We start from the raw sequence: 22,698 nt of genomic DNA, 5'->3' as shown, positions 1-22,698 counted from the left end.
CGGACTGCCGTCGTTGCGTTGCAATGGATGGGTGGTGAACGCTACTGGCCGGCTCTGCATATGTTTGCTGTAGGGCGATCGGCACAGTCGTGGTCGGACGGGTTCCCCGTACCGGAGTCCAGAGGATGGAGTAGGGACAGTGCAATCGATCTTCCGTGCCTTGACCGCTGCCGCGGCTGCCGGAGCCCTGATGCTGCTGACCGTGCCGGCCGCTCAGGCCGCGCCTACGGCGCCGTCGGCGTCGGCTGCCTGTATCACCGCGAAGGAGGACAAGGATTTCGGGCGCGGTGAGATTTCGCTGTGTCCGCAGAGCGACGGCAGCGTGCGGGTCACCGGCTTCGTGGAGGACCTGCTGCCCGGTTGGTGGCCGGATGCCACATGTGTGGGGTGGTACATCAGCATGGGGTCGGACGGTGAGATCGGCCCGATGATCTGTCCGCACTTCACCGGTGGGACCAAGGTGCGGAAGGACTTCGACTTCGTGCAGAAGTTCAAGGCGCCGGTGACCGGGGCGCGGCTCGGAGGGTTCAACGCCTGAGCCGTTCGTTCGTACGGGCTGTCGCGTGGAGGCGGTCTCCTTCGGGAGGCCGCCTTTGGCCTGTTCCGGCCAGGCAGGTGGGTGGGTGCGGGTTGGCCCGTTCCGGCCAGGGAGGCGTACGGGCAGGGGTTTTGCGGGTGGGAGCGGTGGTGGCTGTCAGGAAGTTGCAGGGCCCTGCCGTAGCAACCTCCTGACAGGTCAGAACCTGCCACGCCGACTGATTCGGGCCGAGACTGGAGCCGCCGGAAAGCAACCAAACGGGGGTGCCATGGAATTCCGGATTCTGGGCCCGGTAGAGGCCCACAGAGACGGCGAGAGCATTCTCCTGTCAGGTACGAAGGTGAAGACCGTCCTTGCCGCGCTTCTGCTGGCCAGGGGACGGATGGTGTCCGATGCCAGGCTGAGCCACCTCCTGTGGGGGTGGAATCCGCCCGCGACGATGAGCGCGCAGATCTACACGTACATCTCGCGGCTGCGGATGCAGCTCGGTGAGAGCGTGCGCATCGTGCGGCAGTTGCCGGGCTATGCCATGGACACCGGGAACGCCCGGGTGGATTTCCTGGAGTTCGAGCAGTTGACCCGGCTGGGCGCGGAGGCGCAGGAGGCCGGGGAACTGGAGCGGGCGGACACCCACCTGCGGGACGCGCTCGATCTGTGGCGGGGCTCCGCGCTGTCGAACGTGGCGGAGTTCCTGGCGGACACCGAGTTGCCCCGGCTGGAGGAGGCGCGGGCGGCGGCGACGGAGAACCGGATCGATGTGGATCTGGCGCTCGGCCGGCACCGCCAGATCGTGCCCGAACTGACCGCGCTGGTAGCCGAGTTCCCGGTACGGGAGCGGATGCGCGCGCAGCTGATGAAGGCGCTGTACCGGTGCGGCCGGCAGGCGGACGCGCTGTCCGCGTTCCACGAGGGGCGCCGTGTGCTCGCGGAGGAGCTGGGGGTGGATCCGGGGGCCGAGCTGGCGGCGGCGTACCAGGCGGTGCTGAGCTGTGAGCCGATTCCGGACACGCTGGCCCGGCCGGTGTCCGCCCTGGTGCCGCCGGCGATGCTGCCGCCGGACATCCCCGACTTTGTCGGCCGGCAGTCCCAACTCGCGGAGCTGAAGCGCCTGTTGCCGCCCTCGGAGGGTCGTTCCTGGCATGCGCGGCGGTTCCTGCTGACCGGTATGGCGGGCAGTGGGAAGACGGCGCTTGCGGTACGGGCGGCCAATGAGTGCCTGGACGCTTTTCCGGACGGGCAGCTGTACGCGAACCTGAGCTACCCCGACGGTTCGCCGCAGGACCCCCGGAACGTACTGGTGGGGCTGTTGCGCGCGCTGGGTGAGCCGGTGGGTGCGGTGCAGCCGGACCTGGACGAGCTGGTCCGGCTATACCGGACGCGGACCGCGAAGCGCCGGTTGCTGATCCTGCTGGACAACGCCGTCAGCGAGCTGCAGCTGGCGCCGCTGCTGCCGGGGGCTCCGGAGCCAGCCGTACTGATCACCAGTCGGACGGCGCTGGGTCCGGTGGGCGGGCTGCACACGATGGTGCTGGATCCGCTGGGTGCCGAGGAGGGTTACCGGATGCTGTGCGCGTCGGTGGATCCGGCGCGGATCACGGCGGAGCGGCAGGCGGCACAGGAGATCGTCCGGCATTGCGGGGGGCTGCCGTTGGCGCTGCGGATAGTGTCCACGCGGCTGGCCGGGCGCCCGGGGGCTTCGCTGGGGCGGCTCGCGGGCCGGCTGGCGGATCCGCGGAGCCGGTTGCGGGAGCTCCAGGCGCGGGGGCTTTCGGTCCCCCGCAGCCTGGAGGTGTCGCTGGCCCGGCTGGGCCGGGAGGAGCGGGAGCTGTTGATGCTCCTGTCCCGGTTGCGGCCGGGTGAGTTCTCCGCACGGTCGGCGGCCCGGGATCTGGGGCTGAAGCCGGACGTGGTGGAGAGGGGCCTGGAGGCCCTGGTGGACGACGGGTTGCTGTCCGTGTCCGACGAGCCGGGCGTACCTGTCTACCGGCTCCACGAGTTGCTGCGGCTGTTCGCGGGGACGTGCTGTCCCGCCGAGGAGTCGGTGGCCTGAGATGAGCTGTCGGACCGGGTGCGTCCGCCTTGCCCGTACCCGTACCCGTACCTGTGTCCTCTCCTTTCGCTATCCGCCGGGGTGCGGGGTGAGGGCCGGGCAAGGTGGTGCGGCGGCCGGTGCGGCGAGCTGGGTCAGGGAGGTGCGGGGGCCCGCCGGGTCGATCAGCAGGACGGGCCCGGTGGCCTGCGGTTCCCTGGCCAGGGCCGCGTACCGGTCGGGCCCGATCGGCAGATCGCGTACGAGCCACAGGTCGGGACCGCGTGGTTCGACGTGCCGTACCGCGACCGGGCCGGCCAGGTGCGGGCGTACGTCGATGGTGCTCAGGTCGGCCACGACACCCACTCCGCTCGCTTTGGCGACTGCTTCCTTGCGGGTCCACGCGCGGTAGAACGCGGCGGTGCGCGTCCCGTCGTCGGGGAGTGAGGCGAGGTGGCGCAGTTCGGCGCGGGACATGACGACGAGCGAGGTGTTCCAGATGTCGTCGAGGGCCCGTGCCGTCTCCAGGTCGACGCCGACGGGTCGTTCGGCGGCCACCGCGAGGAGCCAGTACGGGCCGGAGCGGGACAGGTTGAAGTCGAGGCCGGTACGGGGGAAGAGCAGGCGTGGCCGGCCGTGGGCGGGGTCGGGGCAGCGCGGGCACGGCCATCGGCCCATCCGCAGTTCCCTGGGGTCGGCGTTGCAGTATCCGGCCAGGATGCGGCGGACCTCGGCGTGCGCGTGCGCGTACCAGGTGCCGACGGGTGCGGGGCGGCGGGCGGCGATCGCGCGTTCCTCCTCGGAGAGCAGGGCGAGTTCCCCGGGGTCGGGTTCGTCCCGGGCACGGCCCTGCCAGAGGTGAACGGCGTCGTTCTCGCGCAGACTTCGATATGAGGCATCGTGCATGGGGCAGCTTCCTTGACGGGGTCGGGGGGCGTCAGTCCGACATGGCCACGCAGATGCGTCGGCGGCCGGTGAAGGGGCGACGTCCGTGGGCGAGTGCCACGTTGTCCAGAAGCATCAGGTCGCCGCGGTTCCACTCGATGTCCACGGCGTGGTCGAAGCCCCGGTCGGAGATCTGGAGCACGTACTCCTCGGGGATCGGGGAGCCGTCGGTGAAGGTGACGTCGCGGGGCGGCGCGTCGACCGGGAGGACCCGGGACAGGGCGGCGCAGGCGGGGTCGTCGTCGTACGCGGGCGGGTACCAGCGGTGGGCCTGGTTGAACCAGACCTCGGCGCCGGTGACGGGGTGGGCGACGGTGGCGGGGCGGATCCGGGTGACCTGGATGCCGCCGTCCGCCTTCCAGGACCATTCGTCGCCGGTGCCGTCGAGGAAGACCTCGACCTCTTCGCGGTGGGTGGTCTCGAAGGTGTCCTGCCAGCTGTCGCCGAGGCCGGGGCCGTCGTGCAGGTAGCGGACGTAGCGGACCCCGGGGGCGAACCGTTCGCGCACTTCGGGATCCAGGGCGGCCAGCCAGCGTTCGCCGTCGACCACCACGGTGGCGCCGCCGCTGGTGGGGGCGGTGTGGCAGTGGAGGGCGAGGCGGGTGGGCCAGACGTGGTTGCAGCTCATCTCGTGGTGCGGGGCGACGGTGGCGTGCGGCCGGTCCTGGCCGGTGACGCGGATGTTGCCGCCGATGCGGTCGCACCGGTTCGGGCGTCCGAACCGGTTGGGCAGCACGAGGTCGAGGATGTCTTCGAGGGAGTCCGCGGTGATGTCGAAGTCGCGGAAGACCACGGCCTTCTCCTCGGTGAGGAGGGTGGTCAGCTCCTCCGGGCCCATGATCTTGAGCCGGTCGACGAGCTCTTCGGGGCCGCCGATGCCTTCTGGATCGATCTCCAGAGGGGTCCAGTCCTCCATCGCCATAGCGGCCTTTCTTCAGCGTCTCAACGGGGGCGGGCCGCCGGGTGGCCGCCGCGACCTGGGGTCGGGGAGGCCGGCCGCGGGGTGACTGCCGGTGAGAGGGGACGGGAAAGGTGTGCCGGACGCTTACGGCACGTGACCAATCGAAAGCCGGTCGCCTACTGCGTTCCTATGGCGGGCGGGGGTTCCGGCCAAAGACCTTGCCCGGTTGGCGAGTTGGCGGCGCCGACGGGGCCGGGGCTTATAGGCGGCGCGTAGAGGCCGCCGGAAGTTTGTGCTCCCCGACGATGTGACGGAAGACGCCACGTGGTTCGTCCCCCGGACGGCGTGGCGACGGCTCCGGGATCCGGAACGGGCGGGCCCGTACTCCGTCGTTCCTTCTGCCCTGTGAGGTGCTCGTGAACATGACCGCCACCGCCACCCCCACTGCCATCCGCCTCGATCAGCGTCGCTTCCGGGAGGTCCTCGGCAGGTTCTGTACGGGGGTGGCGATCATCTCCGCCGTCGACGAGGGGGCACCGGTCGGCTTTGCCTGCCAGTCCTTCGTCTCGCTGTCGCTGGAACCGCCGCTGGTGGCCTTCGCGGTGGCCGAGACGTCGACGAGCGGGCCCCGGATCGAGCGGGCGGGGTCGTTCTGCGCGACCGTGCTGGGCGCGGACCAGGCCGAGTTGTGCCGGGGGTTCGGGCGCAGCGGTGCGGACAAGTTCGCCGGGGTGGACTGGAGTCCGGCCGCGGCGACGGGTTCGCCGCGCATCTCTGGCGGGCTGGCCTGGGTGGACTGCCGGATCGAGTCGGTGGTTCCGGCCGGTGACCACCGGATCGTGGTGGGCCGGGTGCTGGATCTGAGTGTGGGCGACGCCGTGGAGGAGGCGGGCCCGTTGCTGTACTACCGGGGTGGTTTCCTCGGTTCTCCGATGGTGCGGGCGCGTACTGCCTGAGCGGCCGGCTTTTCTTGCTTCTTCTGCGGCCGGTCCCGTTACGGGGCCGGCCGCAGGTGCGCGGATGCCGTTTTCTGGTGGTGACGGGTGGTGACGAGCCGTCAGGAGCCTTCGCCGGAGCGCGGGTTGGGTACTGCGCCGATCGCCTTCGGGGCGCTCTGGAGGAGGCCGACGAGCTCGCTGTCGCTGTCGTTGTCGTTCTCGGCGTCCGGGGCGGGCAGCTCGTCGAGCCAGCCGAGGCGGGCGGCGCGCATTCCGGCCTGGAAGCGGCTCTTGGCGCCGAGCCGGCCCATCAGGTCGGCGGTGATCCGGCGGCCGGTGCGCACCGAGACGCCCAGTTTGCGGGCCACGCCCTCGTCGGTGAATCCCTCGCCGAGGAGCCGCAGTACGGCCTTCTCCTGGCTGGTGAGCCCCTGGGAGTCGGTGCTGGTGCGCTGGCGGCGGGCGGTGGTCAGGGGTGCGGAGCGCTCCCAGATGAGGTGGAAGAGTTCGCAGAGGCCGGCCAGCAGGCCCCGGCCCCGGAAGAGGTGTGCGCCGGTGCCGCTGTTGTCGGGGTCCATCGGGAGGATGGCCGCTTCGCCGTCGAAGACGATCATGCGGGAGGGGAGGGAGGCGACGGTGCGGACGTCGTCCCCCAACTCGACCAGCCAGCGGGCGTGTTCGAGGGTGGCGGGGTCGTTGTAGATGCTGTCCAGGTAGATGGTGCGGACGGCGACGCCGCGTTCGCGCAGGGACTGGCTGAGCGGGCGGGCGGCCTCGCGGTTGTCGGAGTTCTGGTGTCCGCCGGGAGCCAGGGTGACCAGGCTCCGCTCGCAGTTGAGGGTGAGCTCCTCTATGCGGTCGCGTATCTGGTCGATGCCCTCCAGCCGTTCGACCTCGCCGCGTCTTCGGTTGCGGGAGGCGGAGAACTCCTCCATCAGCCGGGCGACCTCCACCCGGGCCTCGGCCATCTGACGCTGCCGGGCGAGCAGGGTGGATTCCTGGCGGGCCAGGAGGGCCTGGAGCGCGACATCGGGGCTGGTGGCCCTGAGTTGGCCGGGAACCTCCCACGAGGGACGGATCAGGCCGAGCCGGACGCAGTCGTCCAGGGCGCTGCGTACACTTTCGACCGGTCGGCCGACCAGCCGGGTCAGTTCCTCGATCGATCCGCACGAATTCAGTAATGAGGCTCGATAAACCTCGGTTGCGTCCTCGCTCAATCCAATGGGCTCCAGCACGCGTCCCCCACGCCTGTCGTACGAAATCACCGTAAGTTCTCCACGACGCCGCGCAGTGTAACACGTAGACATGGCCAAAATAAGCCACCCTTCCCCCCGGCCGAGGGGAAGGGTGAGGGGATCCGGAATTAGTCAGCAGGTCATCCGGAGATGCCGGTGGGAGGGTTCTGCCAGCCCGGGTCGGAAGGGTTCGCGACATCGGCGAGCAGGCCGGTGGGGGGATTCTGCCAGCCGGGGTCGCCGGTTACCGAGACGTCGCCCTGCAGGCCGGTGGGCGGGTTCTGCCAGCCCGGGTCGCCGGTCACCGAGACGTCGCCCTGCAGGCCGGTGGGCGGGTTCTGCCAGCCGGGGTCGCCGGTCACGACGTCAGCGGCCCCCAGGCCGGTGGGCGGGTTCTGCCAGCCCGGGTCACCGGTCACCGCGTCATCGGTCCGCACACCGGTGGGAGGGGTCTGCCAGCCCGGGTCGGAGGGGTCCGTGGAGAGGTCCCGGACACTGACCGAAGATGGCTGCCGCGCGCTGTCCTTGTCACTGGCAAATGCGGTGCCTGCGGCCATCTGCACGACGACCAGCGAAAACAGGGTTGCAGTGGCGACGGATATCTTCTGGAATGCAGTGGACTTCATTTCCGTACTCCCCCAAGAGTATTTCCCGCTCGGACCGCCAAACACTTCCGATCTTCCGCCGGTGTTCTCTTCGGCGGGATTCCGGTGGTGCCTGCCGTGTTTCCCTGAGAAGGATTCTTGCCGCCTGATTCGGGGGTTGCCAGGTAAGGAACCCTTCATCCTGTTGCGATGGCATCAAACTGACAGCACCCGCCTCTACCGCCCCTCGACCCCCTCTCAACCCGGCCATACCGGGGAAAGCCGCAGGCAGCGGCGGTGCGGGGCCCGTTCGGGGGCCGTTCGGGGCGGATTCGGCGCATGATCGATTAGGCGGAGCGGCGTAGGAATCTCGTAGAGGGGCGGCCGACGCTCTCACCAACCGCAATTCCGCGCGCACTTGTGAGGTGGCACCGTGGCCAATCCGTTCGAGAACGAAGAGGCGTCGTACTACGTGCTCGTCAACGACGAGGGCCAGCACTCGCTGTGGCCGGCATTCGCCGAGATCCCAGCCGGCTGGCGGACCGTGCACGGGGAGGATTCCCGTGCCTCCTGCCTTGAGTACGTCGAGAACAACTGGACCGACATGCGCCCGCTGAGCCTGGTCAGGGCCATGGCGGGCAGCGCGGCCTGAACCGCGCACGAGCACGGCACAGGGCACACAGGGAAGGGGCCGCGGTGGGATCACCACCGCGGCCCCTTCCCTGTGCGTGCCCCACGGGGCGGGCCCGGCACCGGTGGTGCCGGGCCCGTGAGGGGCACTCAGGCGGCCTGCGACTGCGGGCTCCGCTGGTCGAGTTCGACCGAGAGGTGCTTGGCCAGCTGGGCCACGGTCGGGTAGTCCCAGATCGCGGTCGGGTCGAGGGGGGTGCCGAGGCGCTCCTCCACGTCGGCGGCGAAGGCCACCACCGCGATGGAGTCGAGGCCGTACTCGCCGAGTTCGCGGTCCGGGTCTATCTGTTCGGTGAGGTCGGGCAGGTACTCGCTGACCCGCTCGATGAGCCAGCCCTCCAGGCCGGCCGGGGTGGCGGTGTCGAATTCGGGGGCGGGAGTGATCACGAGGGTCTCCTCGGTTCGTGGGACGGGCGGAGTGAGGAACGTGCTTGTGGGGGATGGGAGTTCGGGGTGCCGCCCGCGCCGGGGCGGGCGGCGGTGCGGCGGTTCTCGCGGTGCACGTGGTGCGTGCGGTCCGTGCGATCCGAGCAGTGCCCGTGGCGCGTGCGGTCCGTGCAGTGCGTGCAGTGCGTGCAGTGCGTGCAGTGCGTGCGGTCCGCGCGGTTCATGCGGTCCGCACGGTGCACGTGGTGCGTGTGGTGCACGTGGTGCGTGTGGTGCACGTGGTGCGTGTGGTCCGCGCGGTTCATGCGTAGGGACGGGAGGTGAGGCCGAAGGAGAGGCGCTGGTCGTCGCGGGTCATGAGTTCCTCGATGAGCGCCCCTTCCACCTCCAGGGGCAGGGCGACGGGTGCCGCCTGCTCGAATCCGGTGAGGCGGGTGAGGGCGGCGACGAGCCATTCGGGCCGGGACAGGAAGTCGCCGGTGGGCGCGTGCCGGTGGACCCCGAGGCACGCCGCGGCGGCGAGTGCCACCGTGTAGCGGGCGGCGAGGTCGCGTACGGATACGTCGGCCGAGATGGACAGGTCGCGGGGCCTCAAGGCAGCTGCGGCGTCCGCGAGTTCGCCCAGGCGTCGTACGTGTTCCTCGGCGAGCGGGCGCACCGTCGGGTGGAGGTCCTGGTCGAGGGCGGTGCCGAGCGAGGCGGCGAGCCGGTCCCGGCCGCCGGAGACCAGGCGCAGCGCGGGCATGTCCAGCGCGGGCAGGATCGTTTCGGCGGTGAACAGGCCGCCCGGGGCGTCGGCCGGGTTCCGGTGGGACCGGGAGGTCAGGGCGGGCAGTTGGGGCAGCAGGGCGGACAGGCAGGCCGCGCGGGCAATGTGTCCGAAACCGATGGGCTTGACGTCGCGCACCAGCTTCTGGAACACGGCGTGCTCGCCGTCGCGGCGGTAGAACTCCGCGCCCATCACCTGGGCGAGCCGTTCGGTGGCGTCGAGCAGCATCCCGGCGACCAGGTACTTCACCGCCGGGGCGTGCACGCTGCCGGACTCGGGGGTCAGGTGCAGTCCGCGGGACGCGGCCCGGGAGAGGGCCTCGCAGATCAGCAGGTCCGTGAACGCCTCGGCCAGGGTGGTGCGCACCATCGGCACCGCGGCGGCCGGGCGGCCGTAGAGCCGGCGGCCGCGGGTGTGGTGCAGGGTGACGCGCAGGGCGGTGTCGAGCAGGCCGGTGCTCATGGCGGGCAGGGCGATGCGGGTCAGCTGGAAGGCGCGGGCGATGGTCTCGACTCCGGTGCCCGGGGCGCCGAGCAGTGCGTCGTCGTCGACGTGCAGGCCGTTGACCTCCATGCCGCCCAGGCGTACGCCGCGCATGCCGACCGAGCGGAAGCGTGGCAGGAACCGGACGTGCCGGGGATCGAGCTTGTCGAGCGGCAGGAAGAGCTGGGAACGGGCGCGGGGGCCGCCGCGCGGGTCGGTCTGCGCGAGGATGACCAGGGCGTCGGCGCGGTCCAGGTTGGAGATGCTCTCCTTGCTGCCGTTCAGGATCATGCCGGTGCCGCTGGGGTGGCGGTCGGCGGCGAACTCGACGGCGCCGACGTCGTTGCCGTGGGCGAGTTCGTGGAAGGCGCAGGCGATCTTGCGGCCGTCGAGGAGGAGACCGGCCGCGGTGGCCTGCTGTTCGGGGGAACCGGAGGTCCAGATGTTGACTCCGGCGAGGAGCTGGCCGGAGCAGTGGGCGAGGCCGAGTGCCGGGTCGCGGCGGTAGACCGAGCGCATCACCTCGATCAGGTGGTCGGCGCGGGAGAACCGGCCGCCGAGCCGCTCAGGGACGACCTCGGCGAGGATGTTGAACTCGTTGAGGGCCTCTTCGGCCGCCCGCGCGTTCTCCTCGCGTTCGTCGGCGGCCACGGCCGCGGCGAAGCCGGTGCCGCTGGAGTGGTCCCAGGGGTCGCCGAGGAGCTTTTCCAGGTCTGCGCTACGGGACATCAGGTCGCTCATGCGGGCACCTCCACCCGTATGTGGGTGTCGAGCACGGTCGCCCGGGCACCCGCTTCGGTCATCAGGAGTCCGCCGAGCCGGTCGTACACCTCGCCGGCCGACTCCTGCCGGTCGCCGAGGTGTTCCAGGACCAGGGCGAGGCAGCCGCGCAGCCAGAGCGCGTCCTGCCACCACTCGTCGCCGTGCCGCTGGTGGCGGGCGCGGTGCAGGGCGAGTGCGGCGGCGCCCGCCCAGCACCACTCGTAGCGTTCGGCGAGCCGCATCACGGCAGTGCTGGGGGTGCCGCCGGTGGGGCGGACGTCCGCGAGGTCGGCGCCGAGGCGCTCGTACGCGGTGAGCAGGGCGCGGGCGAGGCGGGCGGTCTCGGTGGCCGCGCAGGTGCCCTCGCCGGTGTCCCCGTTGTCCCCGTTGTCCTCGCCGGTTTCGGCGGTGAGGTCGGCGACCAGTTGCGGCAGGGAGCCGAGTACGGAGTCGCGGGGGGCCATCAGCCGCTGCCGGTCCGCGTCCAGCGGCGCGCTGTCGTAGTCCTCGCGCAGCCACTGGGCGGGCGGGTTCGGCGGCGGGGTGGCGGCGCGCGGGCCGCCGGGGCGGAGCAGGGGCAGGGCGGCGGCCAGGCCGGCCCGGTTGACCCAGGTGCTGCCGTCGAAGACGGGGACGACCTGGTGGTCGCGCTCCAGCTTGGCGAAGGGCCCGTACCCCTCGACCTCGGTGAGGAAGCCGCGGGCGCCCAACAGGTCGCCTATCAGGCGCAGTTGGCCCTGGATGATGCCGGGGACGCAGGCCTTGGTGACGGCGGAGACCAGGCTGAGTTCCTCCGGGATCTCGTGGGCGGCGCGGGCCGCGGTGTGGGAGAGCGCCTCGGCGAGGAACTGGCGGGCCACCGAGCGGCCCGCGACGGAGCGGGCGTGCGGCAGGTCGGCCAGCGGTTTTCCGTACAGCTTGCGCTCGGAGAGGAAGCGGCGGAGCAGGGCGAGGGCGTGATCGCCCGCGCCGAGGGAGAGCGCGACGCAGGCGATGCGGGTGAGCTGGAGTGCCTTGAGGACGAGTTCGACACCGCCGCCGACTGTGCCGACGAGGGCGTGGGCGGGCACCCGGGCGTCGGCGAATTCGAGGCCGCTGATGTCGGCGCCGCGGATGCCGTGGGTGGGCATCTTGGGCAGCGGGCGGACGGTGCCCTCGGGGGTGGCGCGCTTGTCGATGAGGAAGACGGTGAAGCCGCGGGCGCCGCCTGCCGGGTCGGTGCGGGCGAGCACGCACATGAAGCGGCCGCGGGTGGCGTTGTTCACCGGCCACTTGCGGCCGTTGAGGAGCCAGCCCGAGCCGTTGCGGGTCGCGGTGAGGGTGTTGGCGAGGAGGTCGCTGCCGTTGCCGGGTTCGGTGAGGCCCCAGGCGACGGGTTCGCCCGCCAGGACGTGGCGGGCGAGTATCGCGGCGGGTCCGTCGTCGGCGGCGGCCCACACGCAGGCGCCGCCGAGGAAGGTCTTGCCGTGGCCGACGGCCACCGTCATGTCGCGGGCGGCCAGCTTGCGCAGCAGCGCGTGCATCTCCTCCAGCCGGTCCTGCCGTCCGCCGTACCGCAGGGGTACGTAGTGCTCGGGCAGGCCCCAGGTGTCGAGGGCGGCGCACGCCTCGGCGGGGAAGGTCTCGGTCTCGTCGTGGGCGGCCAGCAGGGCGGGGTCGAAGGGGCCGCCGGGCGCCGACCACCGGGTGAGGTGGGCTTCGAGGCCGGCCGCTCTCATCGGTCCCCCCTGGCGGCGGCGAGGGCGGGCTCGGCGGCGGCCGTGCGGTAGCCGTCGGACCACAGCGGTTCGAGCTCTCCGCCGGTGTAGAGCGCGCGCATGACCGAGCGCTGGATCTTGCCGCTGGTGGTACGGCGGACGGCGCCGCGCCGCATGAGCATGACGGAGTCGGCGCGCACGCCGAACTCGCGGGCGACGGTGTTGCGGATGCGGGCGGCGAGGCGGGCGAGCTCCTCGTCGGTGCCCCGGCGGCGGACCTCGTGCATGACCACGAGGTGCTCGCCGGTGCCGTCCTCGGTGGGTACGGCGACGGCCGCGCCGAAGGTGTCGCTCAACTCCTCGTGGTGCTGGCGCAGTTCGTGCTCGATGTCGTGCGGGTAGATGTTGCGGCCCCGGACGATCATCATTTCCTTGAGGCGTCCGGTGACGTACAGCTCGCCGCCGACGAGGGTGCCGAGGTCGCCGGTGCGCATCCAGCCGCCGGTGTCGTTCTCGTCGTCGGTGAGGTGCTGGTCGAAGGTCGCGGCGGTGGCTTCGTCGTTGTGCCAGTAGCCGGCGACCACGGAGGGGCCGCGCAGCCAGATCTCGCCGACGGAGCCGTCCGGCCGGGCGCGGCCGGTGGCCGGGTCGACGATGACGGCGTCGAGGTCGCGGGGTTCGCCGCAGCTGACCAGGGCGCGGCCGGTGCCGTCGGCGGCGGGTGCCACGCGGCCCTGTTCCAGTTCGGTGGCGTCGCAGTGCAGGACGACGGGGATGCGGCCCGAGGTGGTGGAGATGAGGAGGGTGGACTCGGCCATGCCGTAGCAGGGGGTGCACTGTTCGATGACGAGGCCGGTGGGGGCGAAGCGCTCGGCGAAGGCCTCGACGACGCTCGCCTTGACCGGCTCGGAGCCGCTGATGGTCTGCTCCCAGCGGGACAGGTCGAGGTCCTCGATGCCCTCGTCGGGGACGCGGGTGAGGCACAGCTCGTACGCGAAGTTGGGGGCGGCGGACAGGCCGATGTCGAAGTGGTCGACGAGTTCGAGCCAGGCGCGGGGGCGGCGCAGGAACGCGGTCGGGGTCATCAGGGCGATGCCGTGGCCGGTGAGCAGCGGGGTCAGGATGTGCCCCATCAGGCCCATGTCGTGGTAGTTGGGCAGCCAGCCGCCGTAGCGCTGGCCCTCGCGGGTCGGGAGGTAGGTGTCGATGTTCCCGGCGTTGATGAGCAGGTTGCGGTGGGTGGTGATGCTGCCCTTGGGGTCGCTGGTGGAGCCCGAGGTGTACTGGAGGAGGGCCAGGTCGTCGGGGGCGGCCAGGTGCGGGGTGAAGGGCTCGGTGGGGGCGGCGGGGTCGGTGTCGGGGACCAGGACGGGGACGTCCAGGTTCTCCGTCCTGGCCCAGGCGCTGACCTCGGCGTGGTCGTCGGGGGAGGTGAGTACGCAGGTCACGGCGGCGTCGCGGGCGATGCCCCGGACGCGGCGCTGGTCCTGCTGGTAGCGGCCGGGCATGGAGGACGGCACCGGGACCAGGCCTGCGTAGAAGCAGCCGAGGAGGGAGACGACGAACTCGACGGAGTTGGGGTGCAGGAGCAGCACCCGGTCGCCGGTGCGGCAGGTGCGCAGCAGCTCCAGGGCGCAGACCCGGGCGGCCCGGTCCAGCTGTTCGTTGGTCGCCCACTGGGCGGTGGCGGGGTTGGCGGGGTCGGGGACGACCGCGAGGACGGGGAAGTCGCCGCGGGTGCGGGCGTTCTCGGTGAGGATCTCGACGACGTTCGAGGCGCCGGACAGGTCAGCCATGCTGCGCGTACTCCTGTGTCGTGGGGTCGGGGGCGGGCCGACGGGGGTCGGACCGCCGGGCCTTGTCGCCGGTCCTTGTCGGAGCCGGGCCTTGTCGGAGCCGGTCCGGGTCGGGCTCGGGGTGCGTCGGGCTCGGGGTGGTGGGCTCGGGGTGCGTCGGGCTCTGTGTGGTGGGCTCGGGGTGCGTCGGGCTCGGGGTGGTGGGTCCCGGTCAGACCCGGTGGGTGACGTGGCGCCGGGTGGGGAGCCAGGGGGCGAGCACGTCGAGAACGGCCTGCTCGTCGGTGAGGTAGAAGTGACCGCCGGTCAGGGCCCGGGTGCCGAAGGCGCCGTTGGTGCAGGCGCGCCAGCGGTGCAGGTCCTCGGGGCTGACGTCGGGGTCGGTGGTGCCGCCGAGGGCGAGCAGGGGGGCGGCCACGGGTACGGGGGTGTCCCTGCGGTAGCGGGCCACGACGCCGAAGTCGGCCCGGATGGGCGGCAGTACCAGGTCGAGGAGTTCGGGGGCGGCCAGCAGGTCGTCGAAGGAGTCGTTCAGGCTGCGGAGTTCCTCGATGAGGGCGGCGTCGTCGAGTTCGTGCCGGTCGTGCGTCTCCCGGTGGTGGGGGGCGCGCGAGCCGGAGACGGCGAGGAGGTCCACGACCTTGCCGTGGCGGCGTTCGAGTTCGAGGGTCGCCTCGTAGGCGACGAGGGCGCCCATGCTGTGGCCGAACAGGGCCAGGGGCTCGCCGAGGAAGGGTTCCAGTGCGTCGGCGAGCGGGCCGGCCAGGTCGGCCATGGTGGTGGGGGTGGGTTCGCCGAGCCGGTCCTGGCGGCCGGGGTACTGCACGGCGTGCACCTCGACGTCGGCCGGGAGGCCGGTGGGCCAGGTTCGGTAGGCGTGGGCGGTGCCGCCCGCGTGCGGGGCGCACACGAGTCGGCACCGGGGCCGGGGCACCTGGTGGAACGGCCTGAGCCACCGAGACTGCGTGCGCAGGTCCGGAATCGTCACTGTCATCGCCTCCCATCGCGCTTGCGCAGACCAGCAGAGTCAGGGGCGCTATCCGCGGTCTATAAGCGGTGGGGGTGGGGTGGGGTGTGTCCGGGTTTGGGGGGTGGGGGCGGTGGGGGGGTGGCTGGGTGCGGGCTCCGGCGGAGGGCGGGGTGCGGTGCGGTGCGGTGGGCGGTAGGGGGCTGTGGCGGGGGTGTGGGGGTGGGGGCCATGGCGGAGGTGGGGCGGGGGCGGAAGGTGCGACTCCGTCGGGGGCCGCCCCCTTGCCCGCCCGTTCCGCCCCCGGGGGGGGCGGCCCCGCCGCCCAAGGAGGCGGGCGGCGTAGGGGTGGCCGCGCCGCACAAGGGGGCGGGGCAACGGGTGGGTGCGGCCCCGCCGCCCAAGGGGGCTCGGCGGGGGCCGCCGCCCAAGGGGGCGGGGGCGTAGGGGCTTCGGCGGTCGAGGGGGTGGGGTAACGGGTGGGGTGGTGCACGGGAGCGGCCCCGGGGGGATTCCCCGGGGCCGTTCTGGTGGTGTGGTGCCCGCTTTGGTTTTTCTGGGGGTTCGCCTCCTTCCTACCTCCGTACCGGGCGGGCTGGGTTCGTGGGTTGTGGTGGGTTATGCGGGCTTCTTCAGGGTCTTTGCCGTGACCATCACCCCCGCCAGGATCGCTGCGACCAGGGTGCCGATGACTGCTGTGGTGATGGCGCCGTTGTTGAGGTGGAGGCCGACGTCGGCCGAGGTGGCCTGGGAGAGGCCGGAGGCCATTCCGGCCAGCGGGGGCAGGGTGACCAGGATGCCGAGGCCGGCGCCGACGCCGACCAGGACCGCGGTCTCGCTGGCCGCCAGCTTGAGGAGCTGGCGGACCGTGCCGCCCGCCGACTTCATGACCGCGAAGTCGCGGCGGCGGCCGTGGGCTGCCATGGCCATGCTGTTGGCGACGGCGATCACGCTGTAGCCGACGGCGATGGCGATGAGCATGGCGGCCAGGCTGTCGGTGAGCTTGGCGTCGGTGTTGTAGTCGTCGAGGGCGTACTGCAGGGCGTCGTGGACGGCGGTGCCGGGGACCGCGGCGGAGGCCTTGTGGCCGGCGGGTACGAAGATGTCGTCGGTGAGGGCGGCCGGGTCGTGGGCCCGGACCAGGTCACGGGCGACCACGAAGTCGCCTCGGGCCGGGTCGTCGGCCAGGACCTTGCTGATCTTCAGGTTGACGGTGGTGCCGTCCGCGAAGCGGACCGGGGTGCTCTGGCCCTCCTTCAGGCCCAGGTCGGTGGCGGTGCGCTGGCCGAGGACGGCCTCGCCGGGCTTGTTCCACTGGGGGTCGCGGGTGCCGAGGACATCCAGGACGGTGTGCTTGTCGCCGATGAAGGCGCGGGTCGGGACGGAGGCCTTGCCTACCGGGTTGGCGGCGACCACCTCGTCGGTGTTTCCGGGGGTTCCGTCGGAGGTGACGATGGTCTGGCCTGCGACCTTGAGGGCTTCGCCGGCCGGGTAGGCGACGCGCATCGTCTCGACCGCTCCGCTGAGCAGGACGGCGAAGCCGACCGCGGCGATGACGGGGGCGACCAGGGAGGCGGCGCGGCGGGAGTTGGCGGTGAGTTCGGAGCGGATCAGGACCGAGTCGGCCTTGCCGCGCTTCTGGAAGGGGGCGGTGAGCAGGCGGCCGATGGGGCCGACGAGGGCGGGGGCCAGCAGGGCGGCGGCGACGATGAGCGTCATGGTGGCGAAGAGCGCCATGCTGATGCGGCTGTCGGCGCCGGTGGTGGCGGTGGCGATGGCCAGGACCGCGCCCAGACCGAGGACGGAGAGTCCGGCGATCCAACGGCCGCGCCCCATCCCGCTGTTGGCGGAGCGGCTGTCGAGCAGTGCCTCGATCGGGGCGACCTTGGCGGCCTTGCGGCCGGCGGCCCAGGCACCGATGACGCTGACGCCGATGCCGACCGCGGAGGCGACGAGCAGCGGCCAGGCGGCCACGCTGATCTCCATGCCGGGCGGGGTGACGTCCAGGCCCTTGAGGATGTCGCGCAGTACCGGGGCGGCGGCGATGCCGGCCAGGCAGCCGACGGCGGAGCCGAGGAGGCCGACGACGGCGGCCTCGCCGAGGATCATGCGGCGGATCTGGCTGGGTGCGGCGCCGATGGTGCGCAGCAGGCCGATCTCCCGGCGGCGCATCCCGGTGGACAGGACCAGCATGGAGGCGACGACGAAGACGGTGGTGAAGAGGCCGAGCGCGGCCATGGCGCCGATGAGCTGGACACCGAGGTTGCGCTTGTGCTCGACGTACTGGGGCTGGAGTTCGGAGCGGGCGTCGCCGGTGAGGACGGAGCCCTTGTCGCCGACGATCTTCTGGGCGCCGGCGGCGATGGCGGAGGCGGCGGCCCCCTTGTCGGCGATCAGGCCGAAGGTGCTGACGCCGGGCTGCTGCTTGGCGGCGAACGCCTCGCTGAAGTAGTAGCCGGGGCCATCGACGGTGCCGACGACGGTGAACGGCTTGCGGCCTTCGGTGATGTTGACGGTGAGGGTGCTGCCTGCGGCCACGCCCAGCGCCTTGTCGACGACGACCTCGTTGGCGGCGCTGGGTGCCCGGCCGGAGGCCAGCTTGTAGGGCGCCATCTGGGCGCTGCCCCAGCCGTGTCCGGCTTCGGCGGCGCCCTCGTCGGTGACGGGCTTGCCGTTCTGGATGGCCTGGGCGTAGAAGGAGCGGTCGATGACGACGGAGGAGACTCCGGGGACCGCGTCGAGCTGGGCGCGGATCGGGGCGGCCTCGGCCGGGCTCCACGGCATCCGGTCCTCGGCGCTGCCGTCCGTCTCCAGTGCCTGCTGCGGCAGGGCCAGTGCGGCGGCGCCGGAGTAGCGGTCCTGGACGGTGGGGCGGCTGGAGTCGTAGATGACGAGGGTGGTGGTGATCAGGGCCACGCCGACCATGACGGCGAGGAAGGCTCCGAGGAAGCTGGACCAGCGCTCGCGTACGTTCGCGATGATCAACATCACGCCTCCAGCCGGGCCATGTGGGCGGCGATGGCCGCGGCGTTGTTGGCGTTGGGGTCGCGGTGGAGCGGGATGCGGTCGGCGATCCGGCCGTCCTTGATGAAGACGACGACGTCGGCCACGGAGGCGGCCACCGGGTCGTGGGTGACCATCAGCGTGGTCTGGCCCTCCTGGTCGACCAGCATCCGCATCATCCTCAGCACTTCCTTGGAGGTGACGGTGTCCAGGGCGCCGGTGGGCTCGTCCGCGAAGAGGACGTCGGGGCGTGTGACCAGGGCGCGGGCGAGGGCGACTCGCTGCTGCTGGCCGCCGGAGAGCTGGCTGGGACGGTGGTTGGAACGCTCGGCGAGACCGACCGAGGCGAGCGCCGCGGCGACGGCCCTCGGGTCGACCTTGCGGCCGGCGAAGCGGGAGGGCAGTTCCACGTTCTGGGCCGCGGTGAGCGACTCGACGAGGTTGAAGGCCTGGAAGACGAAGCCGATGTGCTTGCGGCGGAGCTCGGTGCGCTGCTTCTCGTTCTGCTTGCCGATGTCGACGCCCGCCAGGACGATCTGGCCTTCGGTCGGCTGCTCCAGGCCGGCCGCGCACTGCAGCAGGGTGGACTTGCCGGAGCCCGAGGGGCCCATGATCGCGGTGAAGGTGCCGCGGGGGAACCCGATGGAGATGCTGTCCAGTGCGGTGACCGCGTGGTCGCCAGTGCCGTGGACCTTGCGCACGCCGTGGAGTTCGACTGCGTCCTGTACGGAGGTTTGCGTCGTTGTCGTCATGCATTGATCTCACCGCACGAGGGGGGGTCGGGGCACTGACCCACCCTCTACTTCGCGGGTAGTGCCAGCACTACCCCGGTGGTTCGAACTGCCGGGCTACGGTGGCCACATGCGTCCCACAACGGCCTGGCAGGCCATGGCTCAGCGCCCCATGAGCTTCCTGAAATCGAGCTGGCCCTGGCGGTCCCTCGCCTATCTGAGCAGCGGTGTTCTGGTCGGCACGGCGGCGATCGTGATCTTCGCCGCCGGGCTGGCGGCCGGGCTGTCGCTGCTGGTGGTACTGATCGGCGTCGCCCCTCTGGTGGGGGTGGTGATGGCCTCCACCGTGGTGGCGAGGCTGGAGCGGTGGCGGCTGCGGCTGGTGGACCTGGACCAACTGCCCGACCCGCACCAGCGTCCGAACGAACCAGGCACCAAGGCGTGGGTGATGACCCGGCTCAAGGAGCAGGTGACCTGGCGGGAGCTGGTGTTCACGCTGATCTCGTCGGCGGGGCTGTGGTGGGTGGACCTGATGGTGCTGCTCTTCTGCTTCGGTCTGCCGGCGGTCTTCCTCAGTTCGCTGGACAGTGAGACGTGGCCGTGGGCGATCTTCTCGGCGGCTCTGCTGCTGGCGTCGCCGTACACGGTGACCTCGTGGGCGGGGGCGCGGGCCGCGATGGCGCGCACCTTCCTGGCGCCGCGCGACAAGGAGCTCGGGGAGGAGCTGCGCGAGGTGCGCGCCTCGCAGGTGCGGCTGCTGGACGCCTTCGACGCGGAGCGGGTACGGATCGAACGCGATCTGCACGACGGGGCGCAGCAGCGGCTGGTGTCGCTGGGGATGACGCTGGGCATGCTGCGCCTGGACACCCCGCCCGGCTCCCCGCAGGCCGAGCTGCTCACCCAGGCGGAGACCCAACTCTCCACCGCGCACCAGGAGTTGAGAGCGCTGATCCGTGGCCTCAATCCGCCGGTACTGGCCGATCACGGGCTGGTCGCGGCGATCGAGGACTACGCCGCCCGGTTCCCGATCCCGGTCACGGTGGACCTGCGGCTGCCCGAGGGGCTGCCGAAGAAGGTCGAGACGACGATGTACTACCTCATCAACGAGGCCATGACGAACATCGCCAAGCACAGCGGGGCCCAGAAGGCGGAGGTGCGCGGTCGGTACCATGCCGATCTGCTGATCTTCGACATCACGGACGACGGGAACGGCGGCGTGGACACGGAGGCGGGCACGGGTGTCACCGGGCTCGCCGACCGGGTCAGGGCGCTGGACGGCCGTATGCGGGTGTCGAGTCCGGTCGGTGGTCCCACCCTGTTGCATGTGGAGGTTCCGTGTCGCTACGCCTGATCGTGGCAGAGGACGCTGTGTTGTTACGCGAAGGCCTGGTCGGGCTGTTGCAGCGGGTCGGGCACGAGGTGGTGGCGGCGGTCGGTGACGCCGACGCCCTGGTCGCGGCGGTGCGCTCGGAGCGGCCGGACCTGATCGTCACCGACGTACGGATGCCGCCGACGCTGAGCGACGACGGGCTGAAGGCGGCCGTGCAACTCCGGGAGGAATTCCCCGGGTTGCCGGTGCTGGTACTGAGTCAGTACGTGGAACGCTCGTACGCGCTGGGCCTGTTGGACTCCGGCGGCGGTGCCGGGGTGGGCTATCTGCTCAAGGAGCGGGTGGCGGCGGTGGCGGACTTCACGGCCGCCATCGACCGGATCGCGATCGGTGGGACAGTGGTGGACCCGGAGGTGATCCAGCAGCTCGTACGGCTGCGGAAGGACCCCCTGGAGGGGCTGAGCCCCCGGGAGCGCGAGGTGCTCGCCCTGATCGCCCAGGGGCGTACGAATTCGGCCATCGCCGCGGAGCTGTTCGTCAGCGACGCCGCCGTGAACAAGCACATCGGCAACATCTTCACCAAGCTGGACCTGCCGGTGGCCACCGAGGGGCACCGGCGGGTGCTGGCGGTGCTGGCGTTCCTGCGGGCGTGAGGGGCGGCAGCCGTACGGGCGTGTGCCGGGCGGCCGTTCGGGAATGAGCCGGGCGGCCGTTCGGGCCCGGGGGCATGCCGGTGCCCCCGTACTCCCTGGGGGGTGGGAGGACGGGGGCCGGCCGGGGGCAGGGGCCGGGGGTCAGTCGGACATGGCCACCAGGATGCGGCGGGAGCCCTCGAAGGGGCGGCGGCCGTGGCCGGTGAGGACGTTGTCGATCAGCAGCACGTCGCCGACCTGCCAGTCGCAGTCCACCGCGAGCTCCAGGCCGCGGTCGCGGATCTGCGTGACGTACGCGTCGGGGATGGTGCTGCCGTCGGCGAAGGTGACGTACTGCGGGAACTCCTCGGGCGGCAGGATGTCGTACAGCTCCTTGGAGGTCTCGTCGCCGAGGCCCGCCGGGTGCCACTGGTCGGCCTGGTTGAACCAGACCTCGGCGCCCGTCACCGGGTGCGTGGTGGTGGACTTGCGGTGCTGGACGACGCGGATGCCGTCCGGGCCCCACTCCCACTCGGCCTCGGAGGCGGCCAGGAAGCGCTCCACCTCGGCCTTGTCGTCGGTCTCGAAGGTGTCCATCCAGCTCTTGCCGAGGCCGTATCCGTCGTGCAGGTTCTGCACGTAGCGGATGCCGCCGGCGAACGCCTCGCGGACCTCGGCGTCCAGGGACGCCAGCCACAGCTCGCCGTCCACGACCGGGGTGGCACCGCCGGACTCGGCGGCCGTCTCGCAGTAGAAGGCGAGCCTGGCCGGCCAGCGGTGGGCGTAGTTCAGCTCGTTGTGCATCGAGATGGTGAAGCGCTGCGGGTACTCGGTGGAGGTGTAGAGGTTGCCGCGCACCCGGGTGCGCGGGGAGTTCCCGTGCACGTACGGCAGCCGGTTGGGCAGCAGCTGGTCGAGGACCGGCTCGATGGACGTGGGGGTGACGCCGAAGCCCCGGAAGACGAGCGCCTTGTGCTCGGTCAGCAGCTCGGTCAGCCCGTCCGCGCCGAGCTCGGTGAGGTGGTCGGCCAGGTCGCGGCCCTGGGCCTCGGCGCCGGTGATCTCGCGCGGGGACCAGGTCCGGTCCGCCCGCAGGGTCGTGCTCATGACGTCTCCTGTCTCGTCTGGCTCATCTGAGGGTGTGGCTTGCGTGACGTGCGTGACGTACGAGATGTGCGTGGCGTGCGTGACGTGCGGCGGGGCTCGGCGGGAGGGGCTCAGCGGGAGATGATCTCGTTGAGCTTGCCGAGCTTCTCGATGCCGTCGAGCACGGTCTTGGACTCGACCCCGAAGTCGACCAGGCAGCCGATCTCGTCGACGCCCAACGCCTGTACCTGCGGCAGCAGTTCGGCGGCACGCTCGACGCTGCCGAACAGGCCGCCGGTCTCGAAGTAGCGGTCGAAGGCGCGGGCGGCGAGGTAGTCCATGTCCGCGGCGTTCATCTCGGAGAGGTCCGTCTCCTTGCCGGTGAAGGACTTCGCGGTGAGGTTGGCGGAGCTCTTGAGGTAGTTGGTGAACGGCTCGCGGACCTGCTCGCGGACCTGCTCCAGGTCGTCGCCGAGCAGGGTGTGCAGCATCAGGACGACGTGGCCGCCCCAGCCGTCGTGCTCCTCGGCGGCCACCCGCCGGTACTCGGCGATCTTGCCCGCCACCTCCTCCAGGGACTGGCCCAGCAGGTGGGTGAGGATTCCGGCGCGCATCCTGGCGGCCGCCCGGAAGGTGTCCACGCCGCCGGCCGAGGTCAGCCAGATCGGCAACTCGCTCTGGACGGCGGGCGGGTAGGCCCGGATCTCGACGGGGCGGCCGAGGCCGTCGGTGGTGGCGAGTGCCTCGCCGCGCCACAGCCTGCGCACCTCTTCCGCGGTGTCGCGGACCAGGGTGCGGCGGTCGGCGTGGTTCTCCGGGCGCAGCGCGAAGTCGACGGTGTTCCAGCCGGACGCGAAGGCGACGCCGGCCCGGCCGCCGGAGAGGTTGTCCACCACGGACCACTCCTCGGCGATCCGCGCCGGGTGGTGCAGCGGGGCAACGACGCTGCCCGCGCGGATGCCGACCCGCTGGGTGGACATGGCGAGGGCGGCGCCGAGCACGGCCGGGTTGGGGTAGGCCCCGCCGAAGGGGTCGAAGTGGCGCTCCGGGGTCCACACGGCGGCGAGCCCGGCCCGGTCGGCCAGCTTCGCACCCTCGATCAGCAGTTCGTAGCGGCCGGCCTGGCCGGGCGCGGTGGAGTCGTGCGCGAAGTAGAAGAGGCTGAGGTCCATGGACGGTCCTTCGGGTGGTCCGG

General features: G+C 71.7%; 19 protein-coding genes. 6 read left to right on the top strand and 13 right to left on the bottom strand.

Translation table 11 applies throughout. The features are described from left to right. Window positions 1-139: 139 nt before the first annotated feature. Together ACZ5PB_RS38930 and ACZ5PB_RS38925 are read left to right on the top strand one after the other, a co-directional pair. Window positions 140-538: a hypothetical protein gene (locus tag ACZ5PB_RS38930; protein ID WP_468697961.1), complete on the top strand. Its 399-nt coding sequence runs from the start codon at window positions 140-142 to the stop codon at window positions 536-538. Between the two features lie 340 nt (window positions 539-878). Further along, window positions 879-2,588, top strand: coding sequence for an AfsR/SARP family transcriptional regulator (locus ACZ5PB_RS38925; protein WP_468697959.1), 1,710 nt, complete (start codon window positions 879-881; stop codon window positions 2,586-2,588). 69 nt (window positions 2,589-2,657) lie between these two features. On the opposite strand, the gene ACZ5PB_RS38920 is transcribed toward ACZ5PB_RS38925, so the two are convergent. Continuing rightward, window positions 2,658-3,473, bottom strand: a complete 816-nt coding sequence (locus ACZ5PB_RS38920; protein WP_468697958.1) for a 4'-phosphopantetheinyl transferase family protein — start codon at window positions 3,471-3,473, stop codon at window positions 2,658-2,660. A 31-nt stretch (window positions 3,474-3,504) separates the two neighbouring features. After that, entirely contained in the window at window positions 3,505-4,434 is a 930-nt protein-coding gene (locus ACZ5PB_RS38915) for a TauD/TfdA family dioxygenase (protein ID WP_468697956.1), read from the bottom strand. Window positions 4,435-4,835: 401 nt separating this feature from the next. Here ACZ5PB_RS38915 and ACZ5PB_RS38910 point away from each other — a divergent pair, with 401 nt between their 5' ends. Then, entirely contained in the window at window positions 4,836-5,369 is a 534-nt protein-coding gene (locus ACZ5PB_RS38910) for a flavin reductase family protein (protein WP_468697954.1), read from the top strand. Window positions 5,370-5,470: 101 nt separating this feature from the next. Here ACZ5PB_RS38910 and ACZ5PB_RS38905 read toward each other — a convergent pair whose 3' ends face one another. Together ACZ5PB_RS38905 and ACZ5PB_RS38900 are read right to left on the bottom strand one after the other, a co-directional pair. Beyond that, the gene (locus tag ACZ5PB_RS38905) at window positions 5,471-6,568 is read right to left on the bottom strand and encodes a helix-turn-helix transcriptional regulator (protein ID WP_468697952.1); all 1,098 of its coding nucleotides are present in this window, start codon (window positions 6,566-6,568) and stop codon (window positions 5,471-5,473) included. A gap of 158 nt (window positions 6,569-6,726) precedes the next feature. Beyond that, window positions 6,727-7,212, bottom strand: coding sequence for a hypothetical protein (locus ACZ5PB_RS38900; RefSeq protein WP_468697951.1), 486 nt, complete (start codon window positions 7,210-7,212; stop codon window positions 6,727-6,729). Between the two features lie 391 nt (window positions 7,213-7,603). On the opposite strand from ACZ5PB_RS38900, the gene ACZ5PB_RS38895 reads away from it, so the two are divergent. Beyond that, on the top strand, window positions 7,604-7,822 hold the full coding sequence (locus ACZ5PB_RS38895) for an MbtH family protein (RefSeq protein WP_468697949.1): 219 nt from the start codon (window positions 7,604-7,606) through the stop codon (window positions 7,820-7,822). A 128-nt stretch (window positions 7,823-7,950) separates the two neighbouring features. On the opposite strand, the gene ACZ5PB_RS38890 is transcribed toward ACZ5PB_RS38895, so the two are convergent. The 7 genes from ACZ5PB_RS38890 to ACZ5PB_RS38860 form a co-directional block, all read right to left on the bottom strand. Beyond that, entirely contained in the window at window positions 7,951-8,247 is a 297-nt protein-coding gene (locus tag ACZ5PB_RS38890) for an acyl carrier protein (protein ID WP_468697947.1), read from the bottom strand. Between the two features lie 301 nt (window positions 8,248-8,548). Continuing rightward, window positions 8,549-10,240: an acyl-CoA dehydrogenase gene (locus ACZ5PB_RS38885; RefSeq protein ID WP_468697946.1), complete on the bottom strand. Its 1,692-nt coding sequence runs from the start codon at window positions 10,238-10,240 to the stop codon at window positions 8,549-8,551. Then, window positions 10,237-11,979 (bottom strand): acyl-CoA dehydrogenase family protein, encoded by a 1,743-nt coding sequence (locus tag ACZ5PB_RS38880; protein WP_468697945.1) that lies wholly within the window; start codon window positions 11,977-11,979, stop codon window positions 10,237-10,239. Before ACZ5PB_RS38880 ends, ACZ5PB_RS38885 begins: the two co-directional genes overlap by 4 nt. Further along, a complete protein-coding gene (locus ACZ5PB_RS38875) occupies window positions 11,976-13,754 on the bottom strand; it encodes a fatty acyl-AMP ligase (protein WP_468697944.1) in 1,779 nt (592 codons plus the stop codon). The genes ACZ5PB_RS38880 and ACZ5PB_RS38875 overlap by 4 nt, the downstream gene beginning before the upstream one ends. 211 nt (window positions 13,755-13,965) lie before the next feature. Then, window positions 13,966-14,748, bottom strand: a complete 783-nt coding sequence (locus tag ACZ5PB_RS38870) for a thioesterase II family protein (RefSeq protein WP_468697943.1) — start codon at window positions 14,746-14,748, stop codon at window positions 13,966-13,968. A 591-nt stretch (window positions 14,749-15,339) separates the two neighbouring features. Continuing rightward, window positions 15,340-17,709 carry an FtsX-like permease family protein gene (locus tag ACZ5PB_RS38865; protein WP_468697941.1) on the bottom strand — a complete coding sequence of 790 codons (2,370 nt, stop codon included), beginning with the start codon at window positions 17,707-17,709 and terminating at the stop codon, window positions 15,340-15,342. Further along, window positions 17,709-18,476: an ABC transporter ATP-binding protein gene (locus ACZ5PB_RS38860; RefSeq protein ID WP_468697940.1), complete on the bottom strand. Its 768-nt coding sequence runs from the start codon at window positions 18,474-18,476 to the stop codon at window positions 17,709-17,711. The genes ACZ5PB_RS38865 and ACZ5PB_RS38860 overlap by 1 nt, the downstream gene beginning before the upstream one ends. A 109-nt stretch (window positions 18,477-18,585) precedes the next feature. Between ACZ5PB_RS38860 and ACZ5PB_RS38855 the strand changes: the two genes are divergently transcribed. Next, a complete protein-coding gene (locus tag ACZ5PB_RS38855; protein ID WP_468697938.1) occupies window positions 18,586-19,806 on the top strand; it encodes a sensor histidine kinase in 1,221 nt (406 codons plus the stop codon). Then, complete coding sequence (locus ACZ5PB_RS38850) at window positions 19,806-20,438, top strand: response regulator (RefSeq protein WP_468697988.1); 633 nt, start codon at window positions 19,806-19,808, stop codon at window positions 20,436-20,438. The genes ACZ5PB_RS38855 and ACZ5PB_RS38850 overlap by 1 nt, the downstream gene beginning before the upstream one ends. A 141-nt stretch (window positions 20,439-20,579) precedes the next feature. On the opposite strand, the gene ACZ5PB_RS38845 is transcribed toward ACZ5PB_RS38850, so the two are convergent. Further along, the gene (locus tag ACZ5PB_RS38845; protein ID WP_468697936.1) at window positions 20,580-21,524 is read right to left on the bottom strand and encodes a TauD/TfdA family dioxygenase; all 945 of its coding nucleotides are present in this window, start codon (window positions 21,522-21,524) and stop codon (window positions 20,580-20,582) included. Window positions 21,525-21,634: 110 nt separating this feature from the next. Continuing rightward, window positions 21,635-22,675: a MupA/Atu3671 family FMN-dependent luciferase-like monooxygenase gene (locus ACZ5PB_RS38840; RefSeq protein ID WP_468697935.1), complete on the bottom strand. Its 1,041-nt coding sequence runs from the start codon at window positions 22,673-22,675 to the stop codon at window positions 21,635-21,637. Window positions 22,676-22,698: the final 23 nt, after the last annotated feature.

The organism is Streptomyces sp. NPDC032721 (assembly GCF_055579625.1).
Note: the sequence above shows the minus strand (reverse complement) of the source record. Positions and strands in the feature narration are given on the sequence as shown.